The sequence below is a fragment of the Pseudoalteromonas sp. MMG010 genome (assembly GCF_018100905.1).
GTDB lineage: Bacteria > Pseudomonadota > Gammaproteobacteria > Enterobacterales > Alteromonadaceae > Pseudoalteromonas.
The window spans coordinates 96,710-118,758 of sequence record NZ_JAGJEG010000007.1; the positions used below are offsets into that span (position 1 = coordinate 96,710).

Below are 22,049 nucleotides of genomic sequence, written 5' to 3' on the forward strand. Positions count from 1 at the left end.
ATTAATCATACCCAAAATATCCAGCTCTATGTACCTTTTCTATCATTTATATTGTTATGTGTATAAATGAGTATCAAGCACGCCTAAAAGGTATATTTTTTCTAATAAAAGCTTATAAAGAAGCCTCTGAAGTTTCTTTTTATTTAAATGAATCTATTTTTTGCAATTTTAATTCAATCTCACTGTTGACATAAAGCCGTAAAACCTTAAAAATAGAGCTATAAAATATTAGGTAGTAAACAGTTTAATTGTTTAAAAGTGATTATTTATGAATTTAACGTTTCGCATTTTAATTTCTCTCGTACTGGTCTTGGTAATAAGCCCAGCGGGGATGTATTAAAAAGTGATTCTCCTTTTTAAAACCCTCGCAAATAGCGAGGGTTTTTTTTTGGTATACATGCACTGCAGCACAGAGGAATGAGGATGAATAAACAACAATTTAATGGCTCCGAACTGGTTGTTCAAGCTTTAAAAGCATTAAAAGTAAAGTATATTTTTGGTTACCCAGGCGGTTCTGTGCTTGATTTATATGATGCTTTATTTCAACAAGACGATATTGAACATATTTTAGTGCGCCATGAACAAGCTGCTACTCATATGGCAGATGGTTATGCCCGTTCGACGGGTGAGGTAGGTGTTGTACTGGCTACTTCGGGCCCTGGCGCTACCAACTGTATTACAGGTATCGCAACAGCTTATATGGACTCTGTGCCTATGGTTGTACTCTCAGGCCAAGTGCCCACTAGCTTAATTGGCGATGATGCATTTCAAGAAACCGATATTGTTGGTTGTTCACGCCCCGTGGTTAAACACAGTTTTAATTGTCGCAGTGCTGCAGATATTCCGACAATTCTTGCTAAAGCATTTTATATTGCCAGTACTGGTCGTCCAGGCCCTGTTGTAGTAGAGCTACCTAAAGATATGCTCAACCCTGCAATTAAATTTGATTTTGATTTTCCAGCCACAACAGAAATGCGAACTTACAGCCCAAATACAAAAGGCCACTCTAAACAAATTCGCAAAGCTGTTACAGCCATTCTAGAGGCTAAGAATTTAGTAATATATTCAGGTGGCGGTATTATTTTATCAAATACCTCAGAGCAATTGACACATTTGGTTGAAACGCTCAATGCACCAATCACGAATACTTTAATGGGGTTAGGCGGTATCTCAGGTGTGCATCCTAATTTTATCGGTATGTTAGGTATGCATGGCGCTGTTGAGGCAAACAAAGCCATGGCCCATGCAGATGTCATTTTAGCGCTAGGTGCACGCTTTGATGATCGTGTTACCAATAACGTTAAAAAATTCTGCCCTAATGCCACCATTGTACATGTCGATGTTGATCCTACGTCGATTTCTAAAACAATTAAAGCGCATATCCCTGTAGTGGGCTGCTTAGCAACCGTACTAGAGCAATTACAAAGCGCGATCGATGAAAGTACAATACAAATAGATAAAAACGCACAAGAAGCGTGGTGGCGTCAAATCAATAACTGGCGTGAAGTAAAATGTTTAAGTTACAAAAACGAAGGCGATAAAATTAAACCTCAAGCGGTTATAGAGGCAATTTATAAAGCAACGGATGGTGAAGCTTATATTAGTTCTGATGTTGGACAACACCAAATGTTTGCTGCGCAATATTACCCATTTAAATACCCTCGTCAGTGGATTAACTCAGGTGGCTTAGGCACCATGGGTTTTGGCTTACCTGCGGCAATGGGCGTGAAGTTAGCATTTAGAGACAAAGAATCGGTGTGTGTGACCGGTGATGGTTCAATTCAAATGAATATTCAAGAGTTATCTACTTGTTTACAGTATAACCTTGCCGTCAAAGTGGTATCACTAAATAACCGCTCACTGGGCATGGTTCGCCAATGGCAAGATATGATTTATGGTGGACGCCATTCATCATCTTACATGGACTCTCTCCCTGACTTTGTAAAATTAGTCGAAAGCTATGGCCATGTTGGGATTAAAGTAGATACCCTTGAAGAGCTACAGCCAGCGATGGACAAAGCAATGAGTATAAAAGACAAATTAGTATTTCTTGATATACGTGTTGATGAAAAAGAGCATGTTTATCCAATGCAAATTAAATTAGGTGGCATTGATGAGATGTGGTTACGTAAAGGAGTGAAAGCATAATGCGTCGTATTTTATCTATATTATTAGAAAATGAACCCGGTGCCCTATCACGTATTGTTGGCTTGTTTTCACAGCGCTCTTACAACATCGATAGTTTAACGGTTGGTACTACCGATGATGAGTCGTTATCTCGTATTACGATCACGACGATGGGCGATGATCGCATTGTGGAGCAAATCACCAAACAAGTTAATAAATTGGTCGATGTACTTAAAATAATTGATTTAACCGAGATGAGTCATATCGAACGTGAATTGCTACTTGTTAAAGTCTTTGCTCAAGACGAAAGCACACGTGCTGCGGTAACTCGCGTTGCCGATATTTACCAAGGTACTATCTTAGATATGGGTCGGCTGAGTTATAGTTTACAGTTGGTCAGTAGCACAGAAAAAATTGAGTCATTTTTAGATACCTTACGCCATGAAAGCGAAATTATCGAAGTAGTACGCTCCGGTGCTGTAGGCATTGGACGAGGCGACAAAGCCTTAAAAGCATAGCGCTTCAACCTGCTTTATTGGGTCTAATACTGTTTTACACTATTAGGCCCCATCTCATCACTTATCCCTCTTCACACTCACGATAACAAGAATTAGTGTTGCCCATAGGGTAAATGACAAATACATCAACAAACTCACCTTAAATCATACTAATGCGTAGATGTGAAAAACACTGTGTTTTTATTAATAAGGCAGGTTCGGGCAAGTAGTAAAGTAATTGATCGTATTTTTATTAAAAGTGAAGATTAAAAAGGACCGACAATGAAAAAAGGGCTATAAAAGCCCTTTTTTTTACAATCTTTTAAAGCGATTAAGGGTTAACTTGGTCTTTAAGACCTTTACCTGCTTTAAAGCTTGGGATAGTTGCTGCTGCGATTTGGATCTCAGCACCAGTTTGAGGGTTACGGCCTGTACGTGCTGCACGCTCTTTAACAGAGAAAGTACCAAAACCAACTAATGCAACTGAATCACCTTCTTTTAATGAAGCAGTAACAGCACCTGTAAACGCGTCAAGTGCGCGAGTAGCAGCTGCTTTTGAGATTTCTGCGTCAGTCGCAATTTTATCAACTAATTGAGCTTTATTCATTTTAAATTCCTATTCGTTATTATTTTGCCTTCGCAAATCCTATCTTTATGTATTTTAAAGGTGATGGCAACACCAAATTGCATATTTTACGTAATTTCATTGAAAATTGAGTGATATTTAAAATTTATTAATCAAAAATACGCTAGATAATGCAACAATATGAACTAAATATTAATTATTTAAAGATACTGTGCGTTATTTTACTTTTTCGATTGATAAGGTAAGCTCCGCGACTTGCAAGCCCAACTTATTTATTGATGTACGATTTATTAAGCGATCATCAGAAATTAAATACATCCAATCATCAAAATGAACCTCAACCATAGAATCGTCGTAGGCTAATTCAACGTCGTATTGCCAATGAAATACCCCACCGCTACTTTGACCTCTTGCCGTGCCTATCACATCATCAGCCGTACCTGTTATTGTGTTGTCATCATTAATTGTAATATACCAAGTCCGTTGCTGTGTTTCGCCATCGTCATAAATAAAGTCTTCTTTTATGGTGCCTTTATTACCTTGCCAACTTGCGTCCATATCGACCACTAATTTACGCACCAAGTCACCGCTATAATCCTGTACTACACCATAGGCTTTTAATTTTCCGCTAAAAAAGCGTTTAAAATTAAAATCAGGGGTTGTTTCTTTATACGCACTCACGTCAGCTGAGGAACAACTGCTAAGTATGCTTGTAAATATAATCAGCAAACATAACTTCACTATTTTAGTCATCGCTTAATCCTAATAATTGTTTTCTTAGTAAAGGTTGTGAGGTGTGTTTACTAAGCCAAATAGCTAAAAATTGCTCGGCAAATTCAGGGTCATTAATTTCACCTAGCGCCAACGTATTAAAGTAAAAGGTTGATTCTCCTGTGTCTGAGGTTATGAGCGTTAACGTATCGCCCTTTTGTATATCGGGCCAAAGTTTTAATAAAGTTTGACTGTAACGGCTTATAAGCTCGCTTTTACCTAAGTGCTGCCATTGCTCATTGGTTGCATTAACAATATCTTCTTTTTTTATGTCTTTTAAATACCGTAAGGAGAACTTAATGGGGTGTGTCATATGTTGGTATTTTCCAGTGTGGGTATATAATTTTGCATCATAAATATCCCAAAAAAGATAACTCATTCGGCTTTCGCCCACTTTTATAAAATCGGCTGAGAATGTGTTGCAACACATAAGCAGTGAGAAGATTAAAAATATTTTACGCACAACACTTCCAAGGCTAAATAACAGGATTGTAATAATTGTACGAAAAGAAAAAAGTGGGGGATCAACTTACCAGGTAAGTTTTGATTTTATTATTAATCTGTAAAATGCAGCAAAATACACTGGCCCACAAAAAACCATAAACCAAGTAAAACTGCCAGGTCGCAACTGACAGTGTAAAAGCACCAAAATTAGCGGCTCCAAGGTAACTCAATGGAGCAAACAACATACATATAATAAATGCATTGGGTGGTTTAATACGTGTTACAAGTGCCATTGAGCTGTTAATACACAGTAATAGCGCAGCCCATAATAAAACTAACCATAAAGGAATAAAGCTGGTTTTAAAGGTTATTAAATTAAAATATACACTTAATAATTCCAGGCCAATAGCCAAAGGTAAGGCAGTAATTAATAAAATAATGTCCTGTGTTTTTTGTTTTGATAAATAAAACATGATCAAAATAACAGTACAGCTGATAAATATGGCATGTTCTTCAAGCAGCAAGGTTGTAAACCACACTGCTTGAAACAAACAAAAGTTAATAACTGAGTGTTTTTGTATCATGGCTAGTAAAAAAACGTGGTTTGGTCGCCACTAAATGTACTGTACTTGTCGCTTTTGCTCTAAATGCACCTTCACAGTAGGCAAAGTAAAATAACCACAAACGATAAAAGCGATCATCAAATTTAGATCTATCGAGTGTAGGCCAATTTTTAATAAATTGTGTGCGCCAATCGGCCAGTGTTTTGGCATAATGCGCGCCGATGTCGTTAATACTGTGTATTACCATATCGGTTTCATTTTTTATTTGTGCGTTCATTTCACCCAGTGATGGTAAACAACCGCCAGGAAAAATATATTGCTGTATAAAATCAGAGTTTTTTAAATAATGTGCATAACGTTGATCAGCAATGGTTATTGCTTGAATTAACATTGCCCCATTATCTTTTAATAGTGCATTACATTGGCTAAAAAAGCTGCCAAGATAATCGTGACCAACGGCTTCTATCATCTCTATTGAAACTAATTTATCGTATTTACCCGTTAAATCACGGTAGTCTAATTGCAATAAAGTAATCTTATGCTCTAATCGTAATTTTTTAATTTTTTTCGCTACGTAATCGTACTGCTCTTGCGAAATGGTGGTGGTTGTTACATGGCAGTCAAAGTGCGTAGCAGCATAAATAGCAAATGCCCCCCAACCTGTACCAATTTCAATCACAGAGTCTCCAGGTTGTAGATTAACTTGCTCACAAATACGTTTGAGTTTATTTTGTTGGGCTTGTTCAAGAGAGCTACTAGGCGAAGGATAAACAGCGCTTGAGTACAGCATTTCTGGGCTTAAAAATGAGGTATAAAGTTCATTGCCTAAATCGTAATGTGCCACAATATTTTTTTTAGCACCTGCATGCGAATTTTTATTCTTCATGTGGTTAATCTTATGGAATAAGCCACTTAATTTTGAAAACTTCCTTTCAAATTTATCTAATTGCTGTTGGTTTATTGCAAATATTTCGATTAATTGCGTTAAGTTATCACATGACCAATGATCTAATATATACGACTCCCCCGCACCTACACTGCCACTGAGCGTAAATGCTTTATACATTGCTTTGTCTTTAACGGTTATTGTGGCAATTAAGGGAGAGTTTTTTTCACCAAATGTAAACGTTTGATTGTCATCAATAACAACAACACACCCAGTTTCAATGGTTGAAAAAGCACTAAAAACCAGCTTTTTATAAAAGCTTGTAAACCAGCTTGGGCTTTCTTCACAACGTAAATTGGTTACTTTTTCCACGCTTCACCTTTTTTATTTATAAGCTAAATGGCTATTTATAATTATCTGCATGCCCTAAAAAAGGGACTCTTTTTAAAAACAACTTAAGTGCCTGAATATAAATACCTTTAACAATAATCCAAGTCATTGCAGGAAATCGTTTTAACAAAGCAGACACTGATTGTTCGGTTATTGGGAACTTTTTTAAGCGCAAAGTGGCGTCAAAAACACATTGCTCATCACGCTTATTAGCAATGTGTATTAGCAGGTTATTTATTGATTGTTTAACACGCCAATGATATTGCATATCTAAGTCCATAAAAGGTGATACGGAAAACACTTTATTAAAGTTCACTTTTTTATCTAAAGGCACTAAATAATAATGCCGCTCATTCCAAGGCGTGTTGCTAACCTCTGCCACCATATATTTAAAATGGGTAGTATTATCACCAAAAAAGTAAAAATTTACCGGGCTAAAATATAAGCCTAAGCAACGTAATTGCCCTAGCATGTACACATGAGAAAAGCGGGTTTCAACACCTAAATCTTGTAGCTTACAATGAGCGCGTTTAACGATGCTTAAGTGCATGTTATTTGCATCAGTGTTTAGATAGTCTGACTCTTTAAACTTTAATGCTTTAAAGCCTTGAGTACCTAATTGACGATGAATATTATTTAATGAGTGTGGATCATATAAATTAACCCACATCATGTATAAAGGATTACTAAAATGGTGATGTTTTATCTCAAAACGTCGGTGTTTCACATCACCTAAATAAATAGCACTACTCAAATTCGACACCAAGTTGTTTAGCGACATCCACGGCACTTCGAACACCATCTTCATGGAAACCGTTATACCAATAAGCGCCACAAAAATAGCTATTATTTTTACCATCAATGGTATGTTTAAGTTTCTGTGCTGCAATTGATTGTTTATTAAATACAGGGTGTTCGTAATTAAATTCACGCAGTATTTTATCGCTATCAATGCCATGTAAATGATTAAGCGTGACACAAAATTGTGTATCGCTTGAAAGCCCTTGTAATATATTCATTTGATAAGTTACTACAGCGCTTTTGTCAGCATTATTATTTAACAAATAATTCCAACTTGCCCACGCAGCTTTTCTATCGGGGAGTAATTTAGTGTCGGTATGTAATACCACTGAATTTTTTGAGTACGCAATGTCACCTAAAACGTGACGCTCCTGCGCTGTTGTATCATCTAACAAAGCGAGCGCTTGATTAGAGTGACAAGCAAAGATCACTTTATCAAAAAGCTGCGTTTCGCCAGTACCAAATTCAACGGCGACACCTTCACCGCTGCGCTTTACCGATTTTATGTCGCTATTTAATGTTATTTTATCGGCAAACCCCTTAATTAATGGGTTGATATATTGGCGAGAACCACCCGGTATAACATACCACTGTGGGCGATTAGTAATATCTAATAATCCATGATTAAAGAAAAACTTAACAAAAAACTCAACATCGACTAACTGCATTTCTTTTATGCTTGTTGACCAAATAGCGGCGCCCATGGGTAAAATATAATGATATTTAAAGAAATCATTAAATTTGTGGTTCACTAACAACTCACCCAGTGTTTGTCCCTGCGTGTAAACACCTTCACTGTGTAACGATTTACACAGATTGTTAAACCTAACAATATCGTATAGTAAACGCCAAAACTTCGGTCTGAAGATGTTTCGCCTTTGTGCAAATAAACTTGTAAAAGTGTGGCCATTATATTCAAAACCAGTTTCATCATTATGAACACTAAAGCTCATTTGTGTCGGTTGTCTATCGATACCAATTCGTTTTAACAGTTTTTCAAAATACGGGTAGGTTCGGTCATTAAAAACAATAAACCCGGTATCAATCGCATGTTCAATGCCATCGACCGTTACATCAACCGTTGCCGTATGGCCACCTATATAATCATTTTTTTCAAACACACTGACATCATAATGCTTATGTAATAAATACGCAGATGTGAGACCTGAAATACCAGTTCCTATTATTGCTATTTTTTTCAACGTGATAATCCTTTTGCTATCTTTAGCCATGCTGTAAATGGCAGCAGTGTGAGTAATTTTAATATAAAGGTAAATCGGCGAGGAAAATGAATCTCTTTGCGACGCTTAGCCACGCCTTTAATAATATAATCGGCCGCTTTAGTTGCGTTAATAGCCATAGGCATAGAAAAATCGTTTTTATCGGTCAGTGGCGTATTAACGAATCCAGGATGAACTAACGATACATCTATATCTTTTAAATCAATGGCTAAACTTTTGGCTAAATAACTAACCCCGGCCTTAGAAGCGCCATAGGCTTGAGCACGAGGTAATGCTAAATAAGTCACACTAGAACTAACAATAACTAATTGCCCTTGCGGCTTTATTTTGTTTAATAAAGCGTCTAAGCAATAACCTAATGACACTAAATTGGTGTTAATTACCCTTGCGAATAGCTCACTATCAAAATTTTTAGCGTCATCAATGTATTCGCACGTACCAGCGTTTAATACAACACAATCTAGTTGTGTGAAACTTTCGGTAGCGTGTTTTATCTCATCAAGTTTAGTTGTATCAAATTGACAGGCTTGTATGTTTTTATGAACGCTAAGCGAGTGTAATTTATGCTTATTTCGACCGCATGCAACCACGTCATGCCCTTGTTGTGCATATTGCAAAGCAAGTTGCTCTCCAATACCCGAAGTCGCACCGGTAATTAAAATCTTCATATTTAACTTGCTCGTTTATCAATATAATTGATCACGTTGCCAAGTATCGGAATATGTTTATAGAGCATATCAGCAACATTAAAATAATCTCGGTGCTCAACCACCTTGTCGTTTTTAAATTTTAATTTACTATGGCCCTGTACATATATTGTCTCGCCATGAGCTAGTTTGCTATGCGAAAATTGCATGGTCCAATATAAAAAACCATCGTTTTGCACAGTAAAAGAATCACAAATGCTAAATTGGCAACGCGATACATTACTATACAAGTTTGCAAAATAAGTGCGTAAACTTTCAAGCCCAGTTACTTGGTGCATCGGATCGACAAAAACAATATCTGCACTGTATATGTCATCTAAAAGTGTTAAATTATCCTTATTAAGCTTTTGATAACTATCTATAAATTTATCTAACACTAACTGATTTTGCATATCACACCTTAAATGCTGCTAACGCACGCTCTCGTGCTGCTTTATGATCGACAATGGCAGGCCAATATACTTTTTCGTTTTCACCCCTTAGTGTTAAATAAGTATGAGGGAAATGAATTTGTTTATTTGGCACATGCGCAAGCTCTGGTAAATACTTACGAATGAATTCACCATTGGGATCAAATCGTTCGCTTTGAGTAATAGGATTAAATATTCTAAAGTAAGGCTGGGCATCACAACCCGTGCTAGCAGCCCACTGCCACCCCCCATTATTAGAGGGATAATCGCCATCAATTAGGTGCTTCATAAAAAAGCGTTCGCCTTCTCGCCAATCAATTAATAAATGTTTGGTTAAAAAACTTGCTACCACCATTCTTAGTCTATTATGCATCCAACCCGTTTGTAATAATTGGCGCATTGCAGCATCAACTAATGGGTACCCTGTTTTACCTTCGCACCAGGCAGCAAAATCACTCGATGATTCACGCCAAACAATCCCATTGTATTTTTCGTTAAAGTTTTCATAACGAGATAACTTAGGATAGGCTGCGATTAAATGGCGATAAAACTCTCGCCATATCAGTTCATTAACCCAACTAAATGTTTTACTTTTTGAGGTAGTTAAAATATCGGGGAAACGTTGCTGTATGTTTATCAGAAGCTGCTTTGTGCTAATTATACCCAGCGCTAAGTAAGGGCTTAACCCCGAGGTTCCTTTTACACTGGGGATATCACGCTTATCGTCATAATCTGCTAGTTTTTCTGCAATAAAATTATCAACGACTGTGGCTAATGCATCATCTTCAACAGGCCACTTTTGCGAGCTTTCATCCGTTTTGTAATCAAATTCGTTTACCAACTCACAAGGTTGCTCCGTTAATGGCCACACCGATAAACTAAAATAATGATGATGATACTGCTTTAACCACGCACGCTTAAAGGGTGTAAATACTTTGAACATTTCGCCACTTTGATTTTTAACACTACCAACCGGTGCAATTAAATCACCTTCGTACAAAGTAAATGTCATATTCGCACCATCACATGCCTTTAAAATAGCACGATCTCGGTTTACCTCATTAAGCTCATACTCGCTGTTAGCAATAATGTGTTCAATATTGTTACTGTGACAAAAATCAATGAGTGCCTGCTGACAATCACTGTACAAAGGTGCATTAATAACATGAAGGGTTACACCGTACTGCGCTAATTGCTTTTGTAAGTAAGCAATTCGGCGTTTAATAAGATCAAGTTGAATCGGGGCACAACCATGACGTTGCCATTGTTTTTCTGTAATAAAAAAAATGGCGTTTTTGGCGCCATTTTTTAACGCAGCAATCAGCGCTTCATTTGCAAAAAGGCGTAAATCACGCCTAAACCAAAATAATGTATTCATTAAATACCATAACGTAGTTTTAATTCATTTGGGTAAGGGTTAAAAAACACCTGACTTTCTAAATATGAATTAGGGTGTACTTTTAAATGATGTTTTAGCAATGTTAAAGGCACATATAAAGGCACTAAACCACTGCGGTATTCATCAATTGCATCTCGAAGTTCTTGTTTTTCTATTTTTGATAATGCTTTTTTAAAGTACCCTTGCAAGTGCATTAATGTGTTTGTGTTATTTCTTCGTGATGCCGGGCTTTTTAATGCCATCATTAAACCAAGTATGTATTCATCGGCCAATGCCTCTATATCACTTCCTTGGTAAGTCCCTAAAAGGTTACCTAAATCGCGGTAAGCTTGATAATTATGAGCCATAAGTAAGTACTTATATTGGGCATGGAACTGGGTTAATTTATGAAGCGATAATGGCTCCGAAGCTAATTTTTGCCAGTGCTTAAATGTGTACACACGCATTACAAAATTCTCACGTAAATGCATGTCATTTAAACGGCCATTTTCTTCACATGGTAGTAGCGGGTTATGGTGCATTATTTGCTCTGCAAAAAATCCAACCCCTTCGGAGGTATTGCCGGTCCCCGCTTCGTTATATATTTTTATTCTTTCCATGCCACAGCTAGGGCTTTTTGCACAAAAAATGAAACCACTTAAGTTTTTTGCTTGTTCAGTGGCCACCTTTTTACCGTATTGTGTAAGTTGCGGACCCACATCACCGGTGCCATCAGGGCGACAGACTTTAATTGTGTCTCCCACTTTAACTTGACGAATCGTAGGACGAGGGATCGGTAAACCCACCGCAACTTCTGGACAAAACTTTGTATACTCAACATGCTTTGCTAAATCGTTCATGCAAAAATTAGACTTTTTATGGCCGGTATCAAATCTTACTTTTTCACCGGCCAGACAAGCACTTAAACCTATATGAATGGTATCTGTATCCATAAATGTCCTTAATATATAAATTGTCCAATTGGGTTTAATAACTTACTTAATCCCTTATTGAAGTGCAATGCACTGCTTACAACGGTGTAACACAAACACCCATCTTTAGTCACTGGAGTATGCTGATGTTGTTGATCTTGCCAAATAAAGTCACCTGGCACATAACTACCCGCTTCATCGCTAAACTCACCATCGAGTAATAATGTTAGCTCAAAACCTGTGTGTGTATGCTCGGGTATTTCTCCACCAGCATCAATATGAAATAAACTAGAGCGCAACTCTCCATCGTCAATATCAACACGTGAGCGGGCAAGCTTACCCAGTGATGAAAACTTGCTGTGTCCGATACGAGTGAGTGTACGTGGTAAAGTATATTCAGTATTTTTTACACAGACAGTAACCGGTTCTATCTCGTAAACCTCATCAACTTCGTCATTAGAGACAATCGTATTAAATAACATAGAGTCGAAGTCTTCTTCAGCTTGCTCAGGGTTCGATGATACGTCCTCGAGCGAGTCAGATTGTCGGTGCATAAATGCATGTTCGGCGTGTTGCTGCTCATAATGGGCCACTTTTTCTTGGCACAGTGGACACATATCAACATGAATTGACACCGCAACACTCAATGATGCACTTAGGTTTCCTGCACAATATTGTGTTAATAATTGATTTGTTGGGTGATGTTTAATCATGCTGGTCTCCCATTTCGTTACGTAGTTTTTGTAAAGCTAACCGTAAACGTGATTTAACCGTGCCTACAGGTATATTTAATTGCTTCGCAAGTTGCTCTTGCGATAAATCTTGAAAATAAACTCCGCGGACTATTTCACGTTGTGCCGCTGGGAGCTTATCTAGATAATTTTTAATTTTTTTATCTTCTAGATGATCACTAAACTCATGGTTATCTTGTTGACTCTCAGTCAAAATTGGCCATATATCTTCACTCAATTGATCTTCTTTATTACTTTTCATTTTGCGTAACATGTCAAACGACGCATTACGCATTACGGTATAAACCCACGTTGTAGCAGCCCCTTTTTCACTGTGGTATAAATGTGCTTTTCGCCAAACTGATGTTAGTGTTTCTTGTACTAACTCCATGGCTTGTGCTTCAGAGTTAAATTGTTTGATACCAAAGCGTTTTATTCTCGGTGAAAAATAGGCAAACAAAAAAGCGAATGCTTTTTTATCACGTGTTTGCGCAACCGCAATTAAAGCGTTTTTCAGTTCAGTACTTGGCGTTTCTGACATGGCAGTGTATTTACCTGCATTAGGTTCACAGTATGGTGACTGTTGTTGACTTACCATCTTATTTAATCCGCGTTTTGCTTTTCATAAATAGATTTACGATAAAAAACAAAAGTAGGATCACATTAAAATGAAAGTTATTCGTTAACCACAGTATGGAGGAAGTTTCGTAAATTATCAAAATGACTTTTGAAGGCAAGTTGCTGTTTTTTATCGATTGATATAGGAATGATTTCAAGCCAACGGGCAACTACCCACGATAGCTGATTAAATTCGGTGTTTCTATAAAGAGAACTTAACTCTGGGTTATCCATAAATACACCCTTTAAGCTATCAGCTAAAGGCATATCAGTTAGCGCAATCTCTTTTGTATTGTTATACCACTTAGGCTCATCACTTAGCGATACTGATGCAAATCGTAATTGTTCATCACCCAAATAGGTATTAACTATTTCGACACTTTGACGGGCATAAATATCTATTAGTAGTAATCCATTTTCATCCTGGTCAAAATCGATTATGTCCACTAAGCACCCGTACTTACTCACATTCAGTGGTGTATTATGCTCAAATGTACATAACACAAAACCGGAGTCATCTTTTAAAGCATTTTTTACCATGGTTAAATAGCGTTTTTCAAATATCCGCAAACGTGTATAACCGCCAGGTAAAATAAATAAAGGGAGTGGAAAAATCGCACGTTTCATAAAGTCTGCTTCTGCTAAAAACTATACCCTTAACTACGTGCGTCATACGTTTGGCGATCAAATTAACTCATACTAAATTTAATCCTGACTTCAACAATGCTATTTACTCACACATTAAATTAGTTTTATTGCTTTTGTAATTAGCTAGCCGGTGTTTTAAAACTGATTAATGCAGTTATAAACTAAACCAATGACTCATGCTTTTAAGCATTTGGAATGAGTAGTAAACACTTAGTAAACTCACAACAGGAAGTAGCATTAAAATAAATAGCTCAAGCTCATTATTCATCAACTGAGTCCTCTGTGTGTACATTTATTTTTTTGCTAAAGTTCTCTTGCGTTACACTTTGTTGTTTCGCATAACGAGGCTCAAATAAGTTATCCAATACAAAATGAGTATCGAAATTTAAACTTTCTTTTAATGAACTCTCCAGTTCAAGCGAAGTTTGTTGTACAAAGCGACTGACACTTTCATTTAATAATCGCGTTATGTCTAGTTCAATTTCTACGGCCTGTGCGTGTGAAGTGCCAATTAATAAAACACTCGCTGCTATTAGTTTAATTACATTTTTCATGTTCATTTCCTTTTATTAATAGTCTTTAGACGTATTTATATAATCAAAGGTTGTGCCAATCTAAATATAAAAATAAGTAATTGAATTAAAACAACAAATTTAAATAACAATTAAACAAACGATAAACCAATAGTTAATTTAACCACTAATAACAGTGTAATAAACTAACTATTAGTTATTTTAACAACCGAACCAAGGTTGTGTTATATCTACCGTTGTTTGCTAGCAATACGATAAACATCAAGCAAGCTAAAGCCCCATACAATCAGTAAAAAAGGGAAATAATCAGTCGCTGTGCTTCTAAGTGCTTTGCATGAGGGGGGAGGATTGTTAACTGTATTCATTATCGCCGAAAAGCTGCTATTAATTTTGCCGTCAATTATTTCATGGGCAATACATTGAGAGAACGAAAACAAACTATAGGTCACACATAAAAGTAACACCGTAAACACAAGTGAAAATACTGCCCCGATTAAATTTTTATTTAAACTAAAGTGACCACAACCTGGATAGACGATACTTGAAAGTAATAATGCTTTGTATAAGGGTTTCATATTAACCTTTTGAATGAAAATTTAAATCCTAGTTTAACGGCTGTACCCCAAGTAATTTAAATTAACTAACTCGTTAATTACATACTTAGGCTGCATTTATATAATCTTATGCGAGCTCTCTTTCACTTTTAAAATTATATAATTAACTTATAAAGCAATTTGTGTAGTATTAAAACAATAATAAGCACATGATTTTGAAATCAATCCATTCAGTGTACACTTGTACACTGAACTCAATTTAAGAATGATAATTTTTATGTCAGCAACGCCATACTCTCAAAAAGAAGAGAAGCTAAATGTACTTAGCCATGCTTTAGGTGTTATTTTTGCGCTCATTGTTATGTGGGATTTATTTAGCCAAGGAGAAAATATTAAGGCACATATAAGTACCATTATATATGGCACTAGCCTCTTTATTTTATTTTTAGCCTCAACCTTATATCACGCCAGTACACATCCTAGACTAAGAGCTTTTTATAAAAAGTGTGACCATTGCGCTATTTATGTACTTATAGCAGGTACTTATTCCCCATTTTTATTATTATCTTTAGAAGGTTACTGGTCTTGGTTACCATTTATATTCATTTGGACTGTGGCTTTAGCCGGTGTCATTTATAAGGCATTAATAATCAATGGCAGTGAAAAAGTGTCGCTTGCCACCTATTTATTAATGGGTTGGTTTGCTGTTGTTATCATTTACCCTTTGTATTTAAACATTGATATATATGCGCTGTATTGGTTAGTGTCTGGAGGTTTGTTATATAGTGTCGGCACATTTTTTTATAGTGTAAATTCGTTACGCTACAATCATGCTATTTGGCACTTATTTGTGATAGCGGGTTGTGTTTGTCATTATATCGCCATTAGTAAGTATGTTTATTAAGTGCAAAACATTTCAACTAAACGTACTAATATAATTGGGGGCTTCTCCTCTAACTATAAAATATACGCTGTTATTAAATTGAAGGTAAGTAACGAAATATTTGTCAAAAAAGTCAGGTCTTGTTTGTATCTTATGTTATTTCTTTCAAGCCAAGAGAATATTATGAAAAAATTACTCGCACTTACTTTAACACTATCCGCAGCATTTTATGCCTCAACAGCGCAAGCCGATAAAGCCGTTTTAGCTGGAGGGTGTTTTTGGTGTATGGAGTCAGATTTTGAAAAGCTAGCGGGTGTGACCGATGTGATTTCTGGTTTCACTGGCGGTAAAATTAAAAACCCGACCTATAATGGTGATCACCGAGGCCATTACGAAGCGGTAGAAATTACTTACGACCCAAAAGTCGTGTCTTATAAAGAAATACTTGACCATTATTGGGTGAATATTGACCCTTTTGATAGCAGAGGCCAATTTTGTGATAAAGGCCCAAGCTACCTTAGTGCAATTTTTGTCGCAAATGAAAAAGAACAAGCGCTTGCACTGCAATCTAAACAGGCTGTTGTCGCGCAATTTCCAAATCAAACCGTAGTGACTCCCATTTTAAGTGCCAGTACTTTTTACCCTATTAAAGGCAAAGAAAGCTACCATCAAGATTATTATAAAAATAATCCTATTCGTTATAATACATACCGCTGGCGCTGTGGAAGAGACAGTCGATTAGAACAAATTTGGGGTGACCAAGCCACGCATTAATTAATGTTTAACTGAGCGTAAAACCCTTGTTTTACGCTCAGTGTATTTAAAGCCATTGATGTTCACGCATATTCACTTTTTCGTTTTTAAACGTAACACCTTCTAATAACAGTTTTTGCCTTTGTTGTTGGTATTTGTCGCTGCCAACAGCAAATGAAATTTTCCCCAGGCTATTAACAACTCTATGCCATGGAATGGTTGAATCGTTAGGCATTTCCTTTAATAAACGCCCTACCAAACGCGCATTTTGAGGGTAGCCTGCCAATGCAGCCACCTGGCCATAACTTGCCACAGAACCAATGGGGATTGTTCCTATAATTGTATATATGAGTGTATTTTTATCAGGTTCCATTATTTTATATTTTCCTGTTGCATATATTCGTGACTTAATTCTTTAAACTGCTGCCAAATTTGTCGAGCCACCGGACCATGATGCATTGCATGCTTTCTAAATGCTCTAATTTGTGCACTAAATTGGTATTCACGATCGGTTATTTTCACTTCTTGTAATAAACCTGCGGTAATTTCATGATTGCAATGCTCTAAGCTCATCATTGCCCAACCTGCACCTGAAAGTAAAAAAGCTTTTAAACTTGAAAGATCATCTATTTTCATAATCGCAGCACCTTTTGAATATGATAATCGGTCGCTATCAAAGCTCAAATCACTTTCAAACATCGCTAAACACGGGTAATACTGCAGCTCATTGTAACTTAAAGATTTAGGTAATAAACCGCTAGCGCACACGATGCCAATATCTAATTTACCAATGGGTATACTCTCTAAATCACCGGTGGCATGAAATAAATCAAACCATGGTCCAATTCCAAGCTCAGCTTGCCCTGTATTTACTTGCTCTAGCGATACAAAACGCTTACCACTGTTTAAACTAAACTCGGTGCTCATAAACGATTTAAACGTATTACTGATTATGGTGTTGTAACTTTGCATATGGCATATCTGTTCGTAACAAATCCTAAATAACGGTTCGTTACCTTGCGCTAACTCGTTCGCCAATAAGTTTAATTCAGTACTTGCATCAAGTAATTGCAATGCTTGTCGGTGAAAGGTTTTACCTTTTTGTGTTAATTGCAGTCTGTAATGTTCTCTATCTAATAACTCAAAACCAATTTGGTTTTCTAAATTTTTAATAGCAAGCGTTAAAGCGGGTTGTGTTTTATGTAGCTTGTGGGCCGCGGCACTTAAACTGCCACTTTGTACGATGGCATCTAATATTTGTAATTGATTAATTTTCATTGATGCAAACACCATTAATTAAATTTATATTGTTTTTAAAATATAATGATTTTTATTTTATATGTTTGCAGCGTATGCTGCACTTAATTATTTTGTAAAACCTTGTTCGGAGAACACATGAACCTCTTTCGCTTTTGTTTAATAGCCACCGTTATTACAGGATTAGTTGCATGCTCAGAACCGAAAATAACGAAAGAAAAGCTCATTCGTCCGGTTAAATTATTCACTATAGGCCACGATTCGCAAACAAACTTACGTAGTTTTCCTGGTGAGGTAGTTGCCAATCAAGGGTCATATTTAGCGTTTCGTGTTAATGGCGAGCTCGTTGAATTTCCTGTTTTAGCTGGTGAGCACGTAAAAAAAGGACAACTTTTAGCAAAATTAGATCCCGAAGATTTTCAGCTACAATACGATGAGAGAAAAGCACGTTACGAATTAGCAAAATCTCAATTAAACCGCATAGAAAAACTATTCGATAAGCGCATCACCAGTCAATCTGAGCTTGATGAAGCCACAGCAAACATGCAAGTGGCTGAATCTGCATTTAAAATTGCCGAAACAAATTTAGAATACAGCGAATTACGCGCTCCATTTGCTGGTACAGTTGCAAAGGTATTTGTTAAAAACTTTGAAAACATTCAAGCCAAACAAAATATATTACGCTTAGAAACCCGCGACTTAATGGATGTTGTGATTCAAGTACCCGAAAAAATTGTCGCGCGCTTTAAAAAAGGAACGGGTTACCACCCGACCGTTATCTTTGATGGTTATGATAACAAGCAATATTCGTTAAGTATTAAAGAGTGGGATACGCAAGCAGATCCAGCCACATTAACTTACAAAGTTGTATTTTCACTGCCAGTACCCACCGACTTTAACTTATTAGCGGGTATGACCGCTCGTGTTTTTATTGATATTGCAAAAGTCACTGAGTCACAAACCAGCTATACAATATTACCCAATGAATCTGTATTTTCTGAACCAACCGAAACTATTTCGGATAATGCCTATGTATGGATTTATGATGAAAAAACCCAGCAAGTTCATAAAAAAAGCGTAACGGTAGGTCAATTACACCGTGATGGGATTGAAGTGCTAAGCGGTGTAACCGAAGGTCAAATTATTGTGGCTGCGGGTGTGCATTCTCTTAAAGAAGGCATGCAGGTTCGCCCATGGAATAAAGAGCGAGGTTTATAATTATGAGCTTTGCCCAACTATCGATTGAAAAAAGAGTCATTAGCTGGATGTTTACACTACTGCTATTAATTGGCGGTAGTGTCTCGTATTTTGATTTAGGGCAGCTAGAAGACCCTGAATTTACGCTTAAAAAAGCAATGGTAATAACGCTTTACCCGGGAGCATCACCGCAACAGGTAGAAGAAGAAGTGACATTTCCTATTGAAAATGCCATTCAGCAACTGCCTTATGTTGATTACGTTACTTCAATTTCATCAAACGGTAAGTCACAAATTACGGTTGAAATGAAAAGCACCTACCGTAAAGCACAGTTACAACAAATTTGGGATGAAATGCGTCGTAAAATAAACGATTTATCTCCTTCATTACCCAGTGGTGTATACCCTAGCACAATACTTGATGATTTTGCCGATGTGTACGGAGTGATGTACGCCGTGACTGGTGATGGCTACTCATACGACGAGCTAAAAGATTATGTGGATTATTTAAAGCGCGAGCTCGTTGTAGTCAAAGGGGTAAGTAAAGTCACCGTCGCTGGCGAACAAAAACCACAAGTCATTGTGGAAATATCAACTCGAAAACTAGCCCAATTAGGGATAACACCTAGCCATATATTTGCTTTATTACAATCACAAAATACCGTCTCTAATGCAGGAAAAATTCGTGTAGGAGATGAATCTATCCGTTTACACCCCACTGGCGAATTTAAAAATGTAACAGAATTAGAGACCTTATTAATCTCAAAACCGGGGGCCAGTGAGCTTATTTATTTAGGGGATGTGGCCAAGGTATACCGAGAATATGCCGAAGTCCCTAGTAATGTTATTCGTTATAACTCAAATCAAGCTTTACTGATTGGTGTGTCATTTATGTCTGGTGTGAATGTGGTTGATATTGGCCATAATATTGATAAACACCTGGCTAATTTAGAGTATCAACGGCCACATGGCATTGATATTAACGCGGTGTATAACCAACCAAAAGAAGTGGCAACGTCGGTTGATGGCTTTATTGTTAGCTTAGTTGAAGCAATAGCTATCGTTATCATTATTTTGCTTATTTTTATGGGCTTAAAAAGTGGTGTACTTATTGGCGGTATTTTATTACTGACCGTACTGGGTACATTTATTTTTATGAAATTATTTGCCATCGATTTACAACGTATTTCTTTAGGTGCATTGATTATTGCTTTGGGGATGTTAGTTGATAATGCCATTGTCGTGACCGAAGGCATATTGATTAATTTAAAACGAGGGCAAACAAAGCTCAAAGCGGCAATTAATATTGTTGAACAAACTAAATGGCCTTTACTAGGCGCAACAGTCATTGCAATCACCGCGTTTGCACCAATTGGTTTAAGTGCCGATGCAACCGGTGAATTTGCAGGAAGCTTATTTTGGGTGCTCTTTATTTCGTTGTTATTAAGCTGGATCACGGCGATTACCCTCACCCCGTTTTTTGCTAATTTAATGTTTAAAGAAAATGAGTTCAAAAATAAGCAAGGCGAAGAAGATGACGACCCATATAAAGGCTTCATTTTTACCACTTATAAAACGATACTCGATGTGTGTATGCATTATAGAAAAACCAGCTTAGTGCTGATGTTCGTTTTATTATGTAGCGCTGTGGTTGGGTTTGGTTCAGTAAAACAGTCTTTCTTCCCTGCATCAAACACGCCTATGTTTTACGTTGATTATTGGCAACAACAAGGCGCAGATATTCGCTCAACTTTACAGGGCGTTAAAAATCTAGAAGCGTATTTACAAAAACAACCTTTAGTAGAAGAAGTAACCAGCACGGTAGGCCAAGGTGCACCACGCTTTATGCTTACTTACGCCCCAGAGCGATCATACCCTGCATATGGTCAGCTAATTATTAGAGTAAAAGATAGAGAGGCGGTGGCTAAAGTCATGCGCCAAGTCCGTGATTACTCTGATAGCAACGCGCTTTCGGCTCAATTAAAGATTAAGCCAATGGATATAGGTCCCTCAACAAACGCCAAAATTGAAGCGCGTTTTTCTGGTCCTGATCCTGTCGTTTTACGCCAATTAGCAACTCAAGCACAAGATATTATCGCGCAAGATAGTCAAGCTTATAATATACGCAATGATTGGCGAGCGCGGACAAAAATGCTCCGTCCACAATTTAATGAGCAAAAAGCAAGACGATTAGGTATTAGCAAATCAGACTTAGATGACGTGCTATTAACTAGCTTATCGGGTAAACAAGTAGGTGTATATCGTGATGGTACACAATTATTACCTATCGTTGCACGATCTCCTGCTAATGAGCGGTTAAATGTTGAAAGCGTGCACGACTTACAAATTTATAGTCCTGTTTTAGGCGTATTTGTACCAGTAACACAAGTTGTTGATGCGTTTACTGTGCAATGGGAAGACAGTCTTATTATGCGTCGCGATCGTAAACGTACTATCACGGTCATGGCTGATCATGATGTATTAGGCGAAGAAACACCGGCTAAACTTTTTGCTCGCATTCGAAAACCAATTGAAGAAATGCAATTACCACATGGCTATGAAATGCAATGGGGTGGCGAGTTTGAATCGTCTAGCAAAGCTCAAAAAGCAATATTTGGCTCATTACCTTTAGGTTATTTAGCCATGTTTGCTGTTACAGTTTTATTGTTTAACTCAATTAAGCAACCACTTGTTATCTGGGCAACAGTTCCTTTAGCTATCATAGGTGTGAGCGGTGGTTTATTAGTTATGAACGCGCCCTTTAGCTTTATGGGCTTATTGGGCCTATTGAGTTTAAGTGGAATGCTAATTAAAAATGGTATCGTGTTGGTAGATCAAATTAATCTAGAATTACGTGAAGGTAAAGCGCCCTATCAAGCGGTATTTGATTCAGGCGTAAGCCGTGTACGTCCAGTTGCAATGGCTGCTATAACCACCATTTTAGGCATGATCCCGTTATTATTTGATGTGTTTTTTCAATCGATGGCGGTAACAATCATGTTTGGTTTAGGCTTTGCGACTATTTTAACCCTGATTGTAGTCCCTGTGCTTTACACGGTGATTTTTAAAATTCCCTATCAAGCGCAAAACAAGTAATTAAACAACTGTTTAATTACATAATAAAAACGCAGCGGTTGCTGCGT

The 22,049-nt window shown here is 37.1% G+C and carries 24 protein-coding genes; 6 read left to right on the forward strand and 18 right to left on the reverse strand.

Annotation, left to right across the window (positions count from 1 at the left end; genetic code table 11):
* Window positions 1-423: 423 nt before the first annotated feature.
* Window positions 424-2,148: an acetolactate synthase 3 large subunit gene (locus J8L70_RS09220; RefSeq protein WP_211055277.1), complete on the forward strand. Its 1,725-nt coding sequence runs from the start codon at window positions 424-426 to the stop codon at window positions 2,146-2,148.
* Window positions 2,148-2,645: an acetolactate synthase small subunit gene (gene ilvN / locus J8L70_RS09225; protein ID WP_211055278.1), complete on the forward strand. Its 498-nt coding sequence runs from the start codon at window positions 2,148-2,150 to the stop codon at window positions 2,643-2,645. Before J8L70_RS09220 ends, ilvN begins: the two co-directional genes overlap by 1 nt.
* Before the next feature lie 310 nt (window positions 2,646-2,955).
* Here the strand turns inward: ilvN and J8L70_RS09230 are convergent, their stop codons facing one another.
* The 16 genes from J8L70_RS09230 to J8L70_RS09305 form a co-directional block, all read right to left on the reverse strand.
* Window positions 2,956-3,231: an HU family DNA-binding protein gene (locus tag J8L70_RS09230; protein WP_211055279.1), complete on the reverse strand. Its 276-nt coding sequence runs from the start codon at window positions 3,229-3,231 to the stop codon at window positions 2,956-2,958.
* A gap of 195 nt (window positions 3,232-3,426) precedes the next feature.
* Window positions 3,427-3,963, reverse strand: coding sequence for a DUF3833 domain-containing protein (locus J8L70_RS09235; protein ID WP_211055280.1), 537 nt, complete (start codon window positions 3,961-3,963; stop codon window positions 3,427-3,429).
* On the reverse strand, window positions 3,956-4,360 hold the full coding sequence (locus J8L70_RS09240) for a chalcone isomerase family protein (RefSeq protein WP_211055281.1): 405 nt from the start codon (window positions 4,358-4,360) through the stop codon (window positions 3,956-3,958). The genes J8L70_RS09235 and J8L70_RS09240 overlap by 8 nt, the downstream gene beginning before the upstream one ends.
* Window positions 4,361-4,505: 145 nt before the next feature.
* Window positions 4,506-5,009 (reverse strand): DUF2878 domain-containing protein, encoded by a 504-nt coding sequence (locus J8L70_RS09245; protein WP_211055282.1) that lies wholly within the window; start codon window positions 5,007-5,009, stop codon window positions 4,506-4,508.
* Window positions 4,984-6,246 (reverse strand): cyclopropane-fatty-acyl-phospholipid synthase family protein, encoded by a 1,263-nt coding sequence (locus J8L70_RS09250; RefSeq protein WP_211055283.1) that lies wholly within the window; start codon window positions 6,244-6,246, stop codon window positions 4,984-4,986. The genes J8L70_RS09245 and J8L70_RS09250 overlap by 26 nt, the downstream gene beginning before the upstream one ends.
* Window positions 6,247-6,277: 31 nt before the next feature.
* Window positions 6,278-7,018 (reverse strand): DUF1365 domain-containing protein, encoded by a 741-nt coding sequence (locus J8L70_RS09255; protein WP_211055284.1) that lies wholly within the window; start codon window positions 7,016-7,018, stop codon window positions 6,278-6,280.
* Window positions 7,011-8,267 carry an FAD-dependent oxidoreductase gene (locus tag J8L70_RS09260; RefSeq protein WP_211055285.1) on the reverse strand — a complete coding sequence of 419 codons (1,257 nt, stop codon included), beginning with the start codon at window positions 8,265-8,267 and terminating at the stop codon, window positions 7,011-7,013. Before J8L70_RS09260 ends, J8L70_RS09255 begins: the two co-directional genes overlap by 8 nt.
* On the reverse strand, window positions 8,264-8,974 hold the full coding sequence (locus J8L70_RS09265; RefSeq protein WP_211055286.1) for an SDR family NAD(P)-dependent oxidoreductase: 711 nt from the start codon (window positions 8,972-8,974) through the stop codon (window positions 8,264-8,266). Before J8L70_RS09265 ends, J8L70_RS09260 begins: the two co-directional genes overlap by 4 nt.
* Window positions 8,975-8,976: 2 nt before the next feature.
* Window positions 8,977-9,405 (reverse strand): nuclear transport factor 2 family protein, encoded by a 429-nt coding sequence (locus J8L70_RS09270; RefSeq protein WP_211055287.1) that lies wholly within the window; start codon window positions 9,403-9,405, stop codon window positions 8,977-8,979.
* Between the two features lies 1 nt (window position 9,406).
* A complete protein-coding gene (gene phrB / locus J8L70_RS09275; protein WP_211055288.1) occupies window positions 9,407-10,801 on the reverse strand; it encodes a deoxyribodipyrimidine photo-lyase in 1,395 nt (464 codons plus the stop codon).
* Window positions 10,801-11,754 carry a DUF523 and DUF1722 domain-containing protein gene (locus J8L70_RS09280; protein ID WP_211055289.1) on the reverse strand — a complete coding sequence of 318 codons (954 nt, stop codon included), beginning with the start codon at window positions 11,752-11,754 and terminating at the stop codon, window positions 10,801-10,803. Before J8L70_RS09280 ends, phrB begins: the two co-directional genes overlap by 1 nt.
* 8 nt (window positions 11,755-11,762) lie before the next feature.
* Window positions 11,763-12,446 (reverse strand): ChrR family anti-sigma-E factor, encoded by a 684-nt coding sequence (locus tag J8L70_RS09285; RefSeq protein ID WP_211055290.1) that lies wholly within the window; start codon window positions 12,444-12,446, stop codon window positions 11,763-11,765.
* Window positions 12,439-13,062: a sigma-70 family RNA polymerase sigma factor gene (locus tag J8L70_RS09290; RefSeq protein ID WP_211055291.1), complete on the reverse strand. Its 624-nt coding sequence runs from the start codon at window positions 13,060-13,062 to the stop codon at window positions 12,439-12,441. The genes J8L70_RS09285 and J8L70_RS09290 overlap by 8 nt, the downstream gene beginning before the upstream one ends.
* Before the next feature lie 77 nt (window positions 13,063-13,139).
* Entirely contained in the window at window positions 13,140-13,709 is a 570-nt protein-coding gene (locus J8L70_RS09295) for an LON peptidase substrate-binding domain-containing protein (protein WP_211055292.1), read from the reverse strand.
* Between the two features lie 281 nt (window positions 13,710-13,990).
* Entirely contained in the window at window positions 13,991-14,284 is a 294-nt protein-coding gene (locus tag J8L70_RS09300; protein WP_211055293.1) for a hypothetical protein, read from the reverse strand.
* A 209-nt stretch (window positions 14,285-14,493) separates the two neighbouring features.
* Complete coding sequence (locus J8L70_RS09305) at window positions 14,494-14,838, reverse strand: hypothetical protein (protein ID WP_211055294.1); 345 nt, start codon at window positions 14,836-14,838, stop codon at window positions 14,494-14,496.
* A 256-nt stretch (window positions 14,839-15,094) separates the two neighbouring features.
* Between J8L70_RS09305 and J8L70_RS09310 the strand changes: the two genes are divergently transcribed.
* Together J8L70_RS09310 and msrA are read left to right on the forward strand one after the other, a co-directional pair.
* Window positions 15,095-15,721 carry a hemolysin III family protein gene (locus J8L70_RS09310; protein WP_211055295.1) on the forward strand — a complete coding sequence of 209 codons (627 nt, stop codon included), beginning with the start codon at window positions 15,095-15,097 and terminating at the stop codon, window positions 15,719-15,721.
* A 162-nt stretch (window positions 15,722-15,883) separates the two neighbouring features.
* The gene (gene msrA, locus J8L70_RS09315) at window positions 15,884-16,474 is read left to right on the forward strand and encodes a peptide-methionine (S)-S-oxide reductase MsrA (RefSeq protein ID WP_211055296.1); all 591 of its coding nucleotides are present in this window, start codon (window positions 15,884-15,886) and stop codon (window positions 16,472-16,474) included.
* 46 nt (window positions 16,475-16,520) lie between these two features.
* On the opposite strand, the gene J8L70_RS09320 is transcribed toward msrA, so the two are convergent.
* Together J8L70_RS09320 and J8L70_RS09325 are read right to left on the reverse strand one after the other, a co-directional pair.
* Complete coding sequence (locus tag J8L70_RS09320) at window positions 16,521-16,826, reverse strand: MGMT family protein (protein ID WP_211055297.1); 306 nt, start codon at window positions 16,824-16,826, stop codon at window positions 16,521-16,523.
* Entirely contained in the window at window positions 16,826-17,731 is a 906-nt protein-coding gene (locus J8L70_RS09325; protein ID WP_211055298.1) for a LysR family transcriptional regulator, read from the reverse strand. Before J8L70_RS09325 ends, J8L70_RS09320 begins: the two co-directional genes overlap by 1 nt.
* Before the next feature lie 117 nt (window positions 17,732-17,848).
* On the opposite strand from J8L70_RS09325, the gene J8L70_RS09330 reads away from it, so the two are divergent.
* Window positions 17,849-18,928 (forward strand): efflux RND transporter periplasmic adaptor subunit, encoded by a 1,080-nt coding sequence (locus tag J8L70_RS09330; RefSeq protein ID WP_211055299.1) that lies wholly within the window; start codon window positions 17,849-17,851, stop codon window positions 18,926-18,928.
* A 2-nt stretch (window positions 18,929-18,930) separates the two neighbouring features.
* Window positions 18,931-22,002 carry an efflux RND transporter permease subunit gene (locus tag J8L70_RS09335; protein ID WP_211055300.1) on the forward strand — a complete coding sequence of 1,024 codons (3,072 nt, stop codon included), beginning with the start codon at window positions 18,931-18,933 and terminating at the stop codon, window positions 22,000-22,002.
* The last annotated feature ends 47 nt before the right edge of the window (window positions 22,003-22,049 follow it).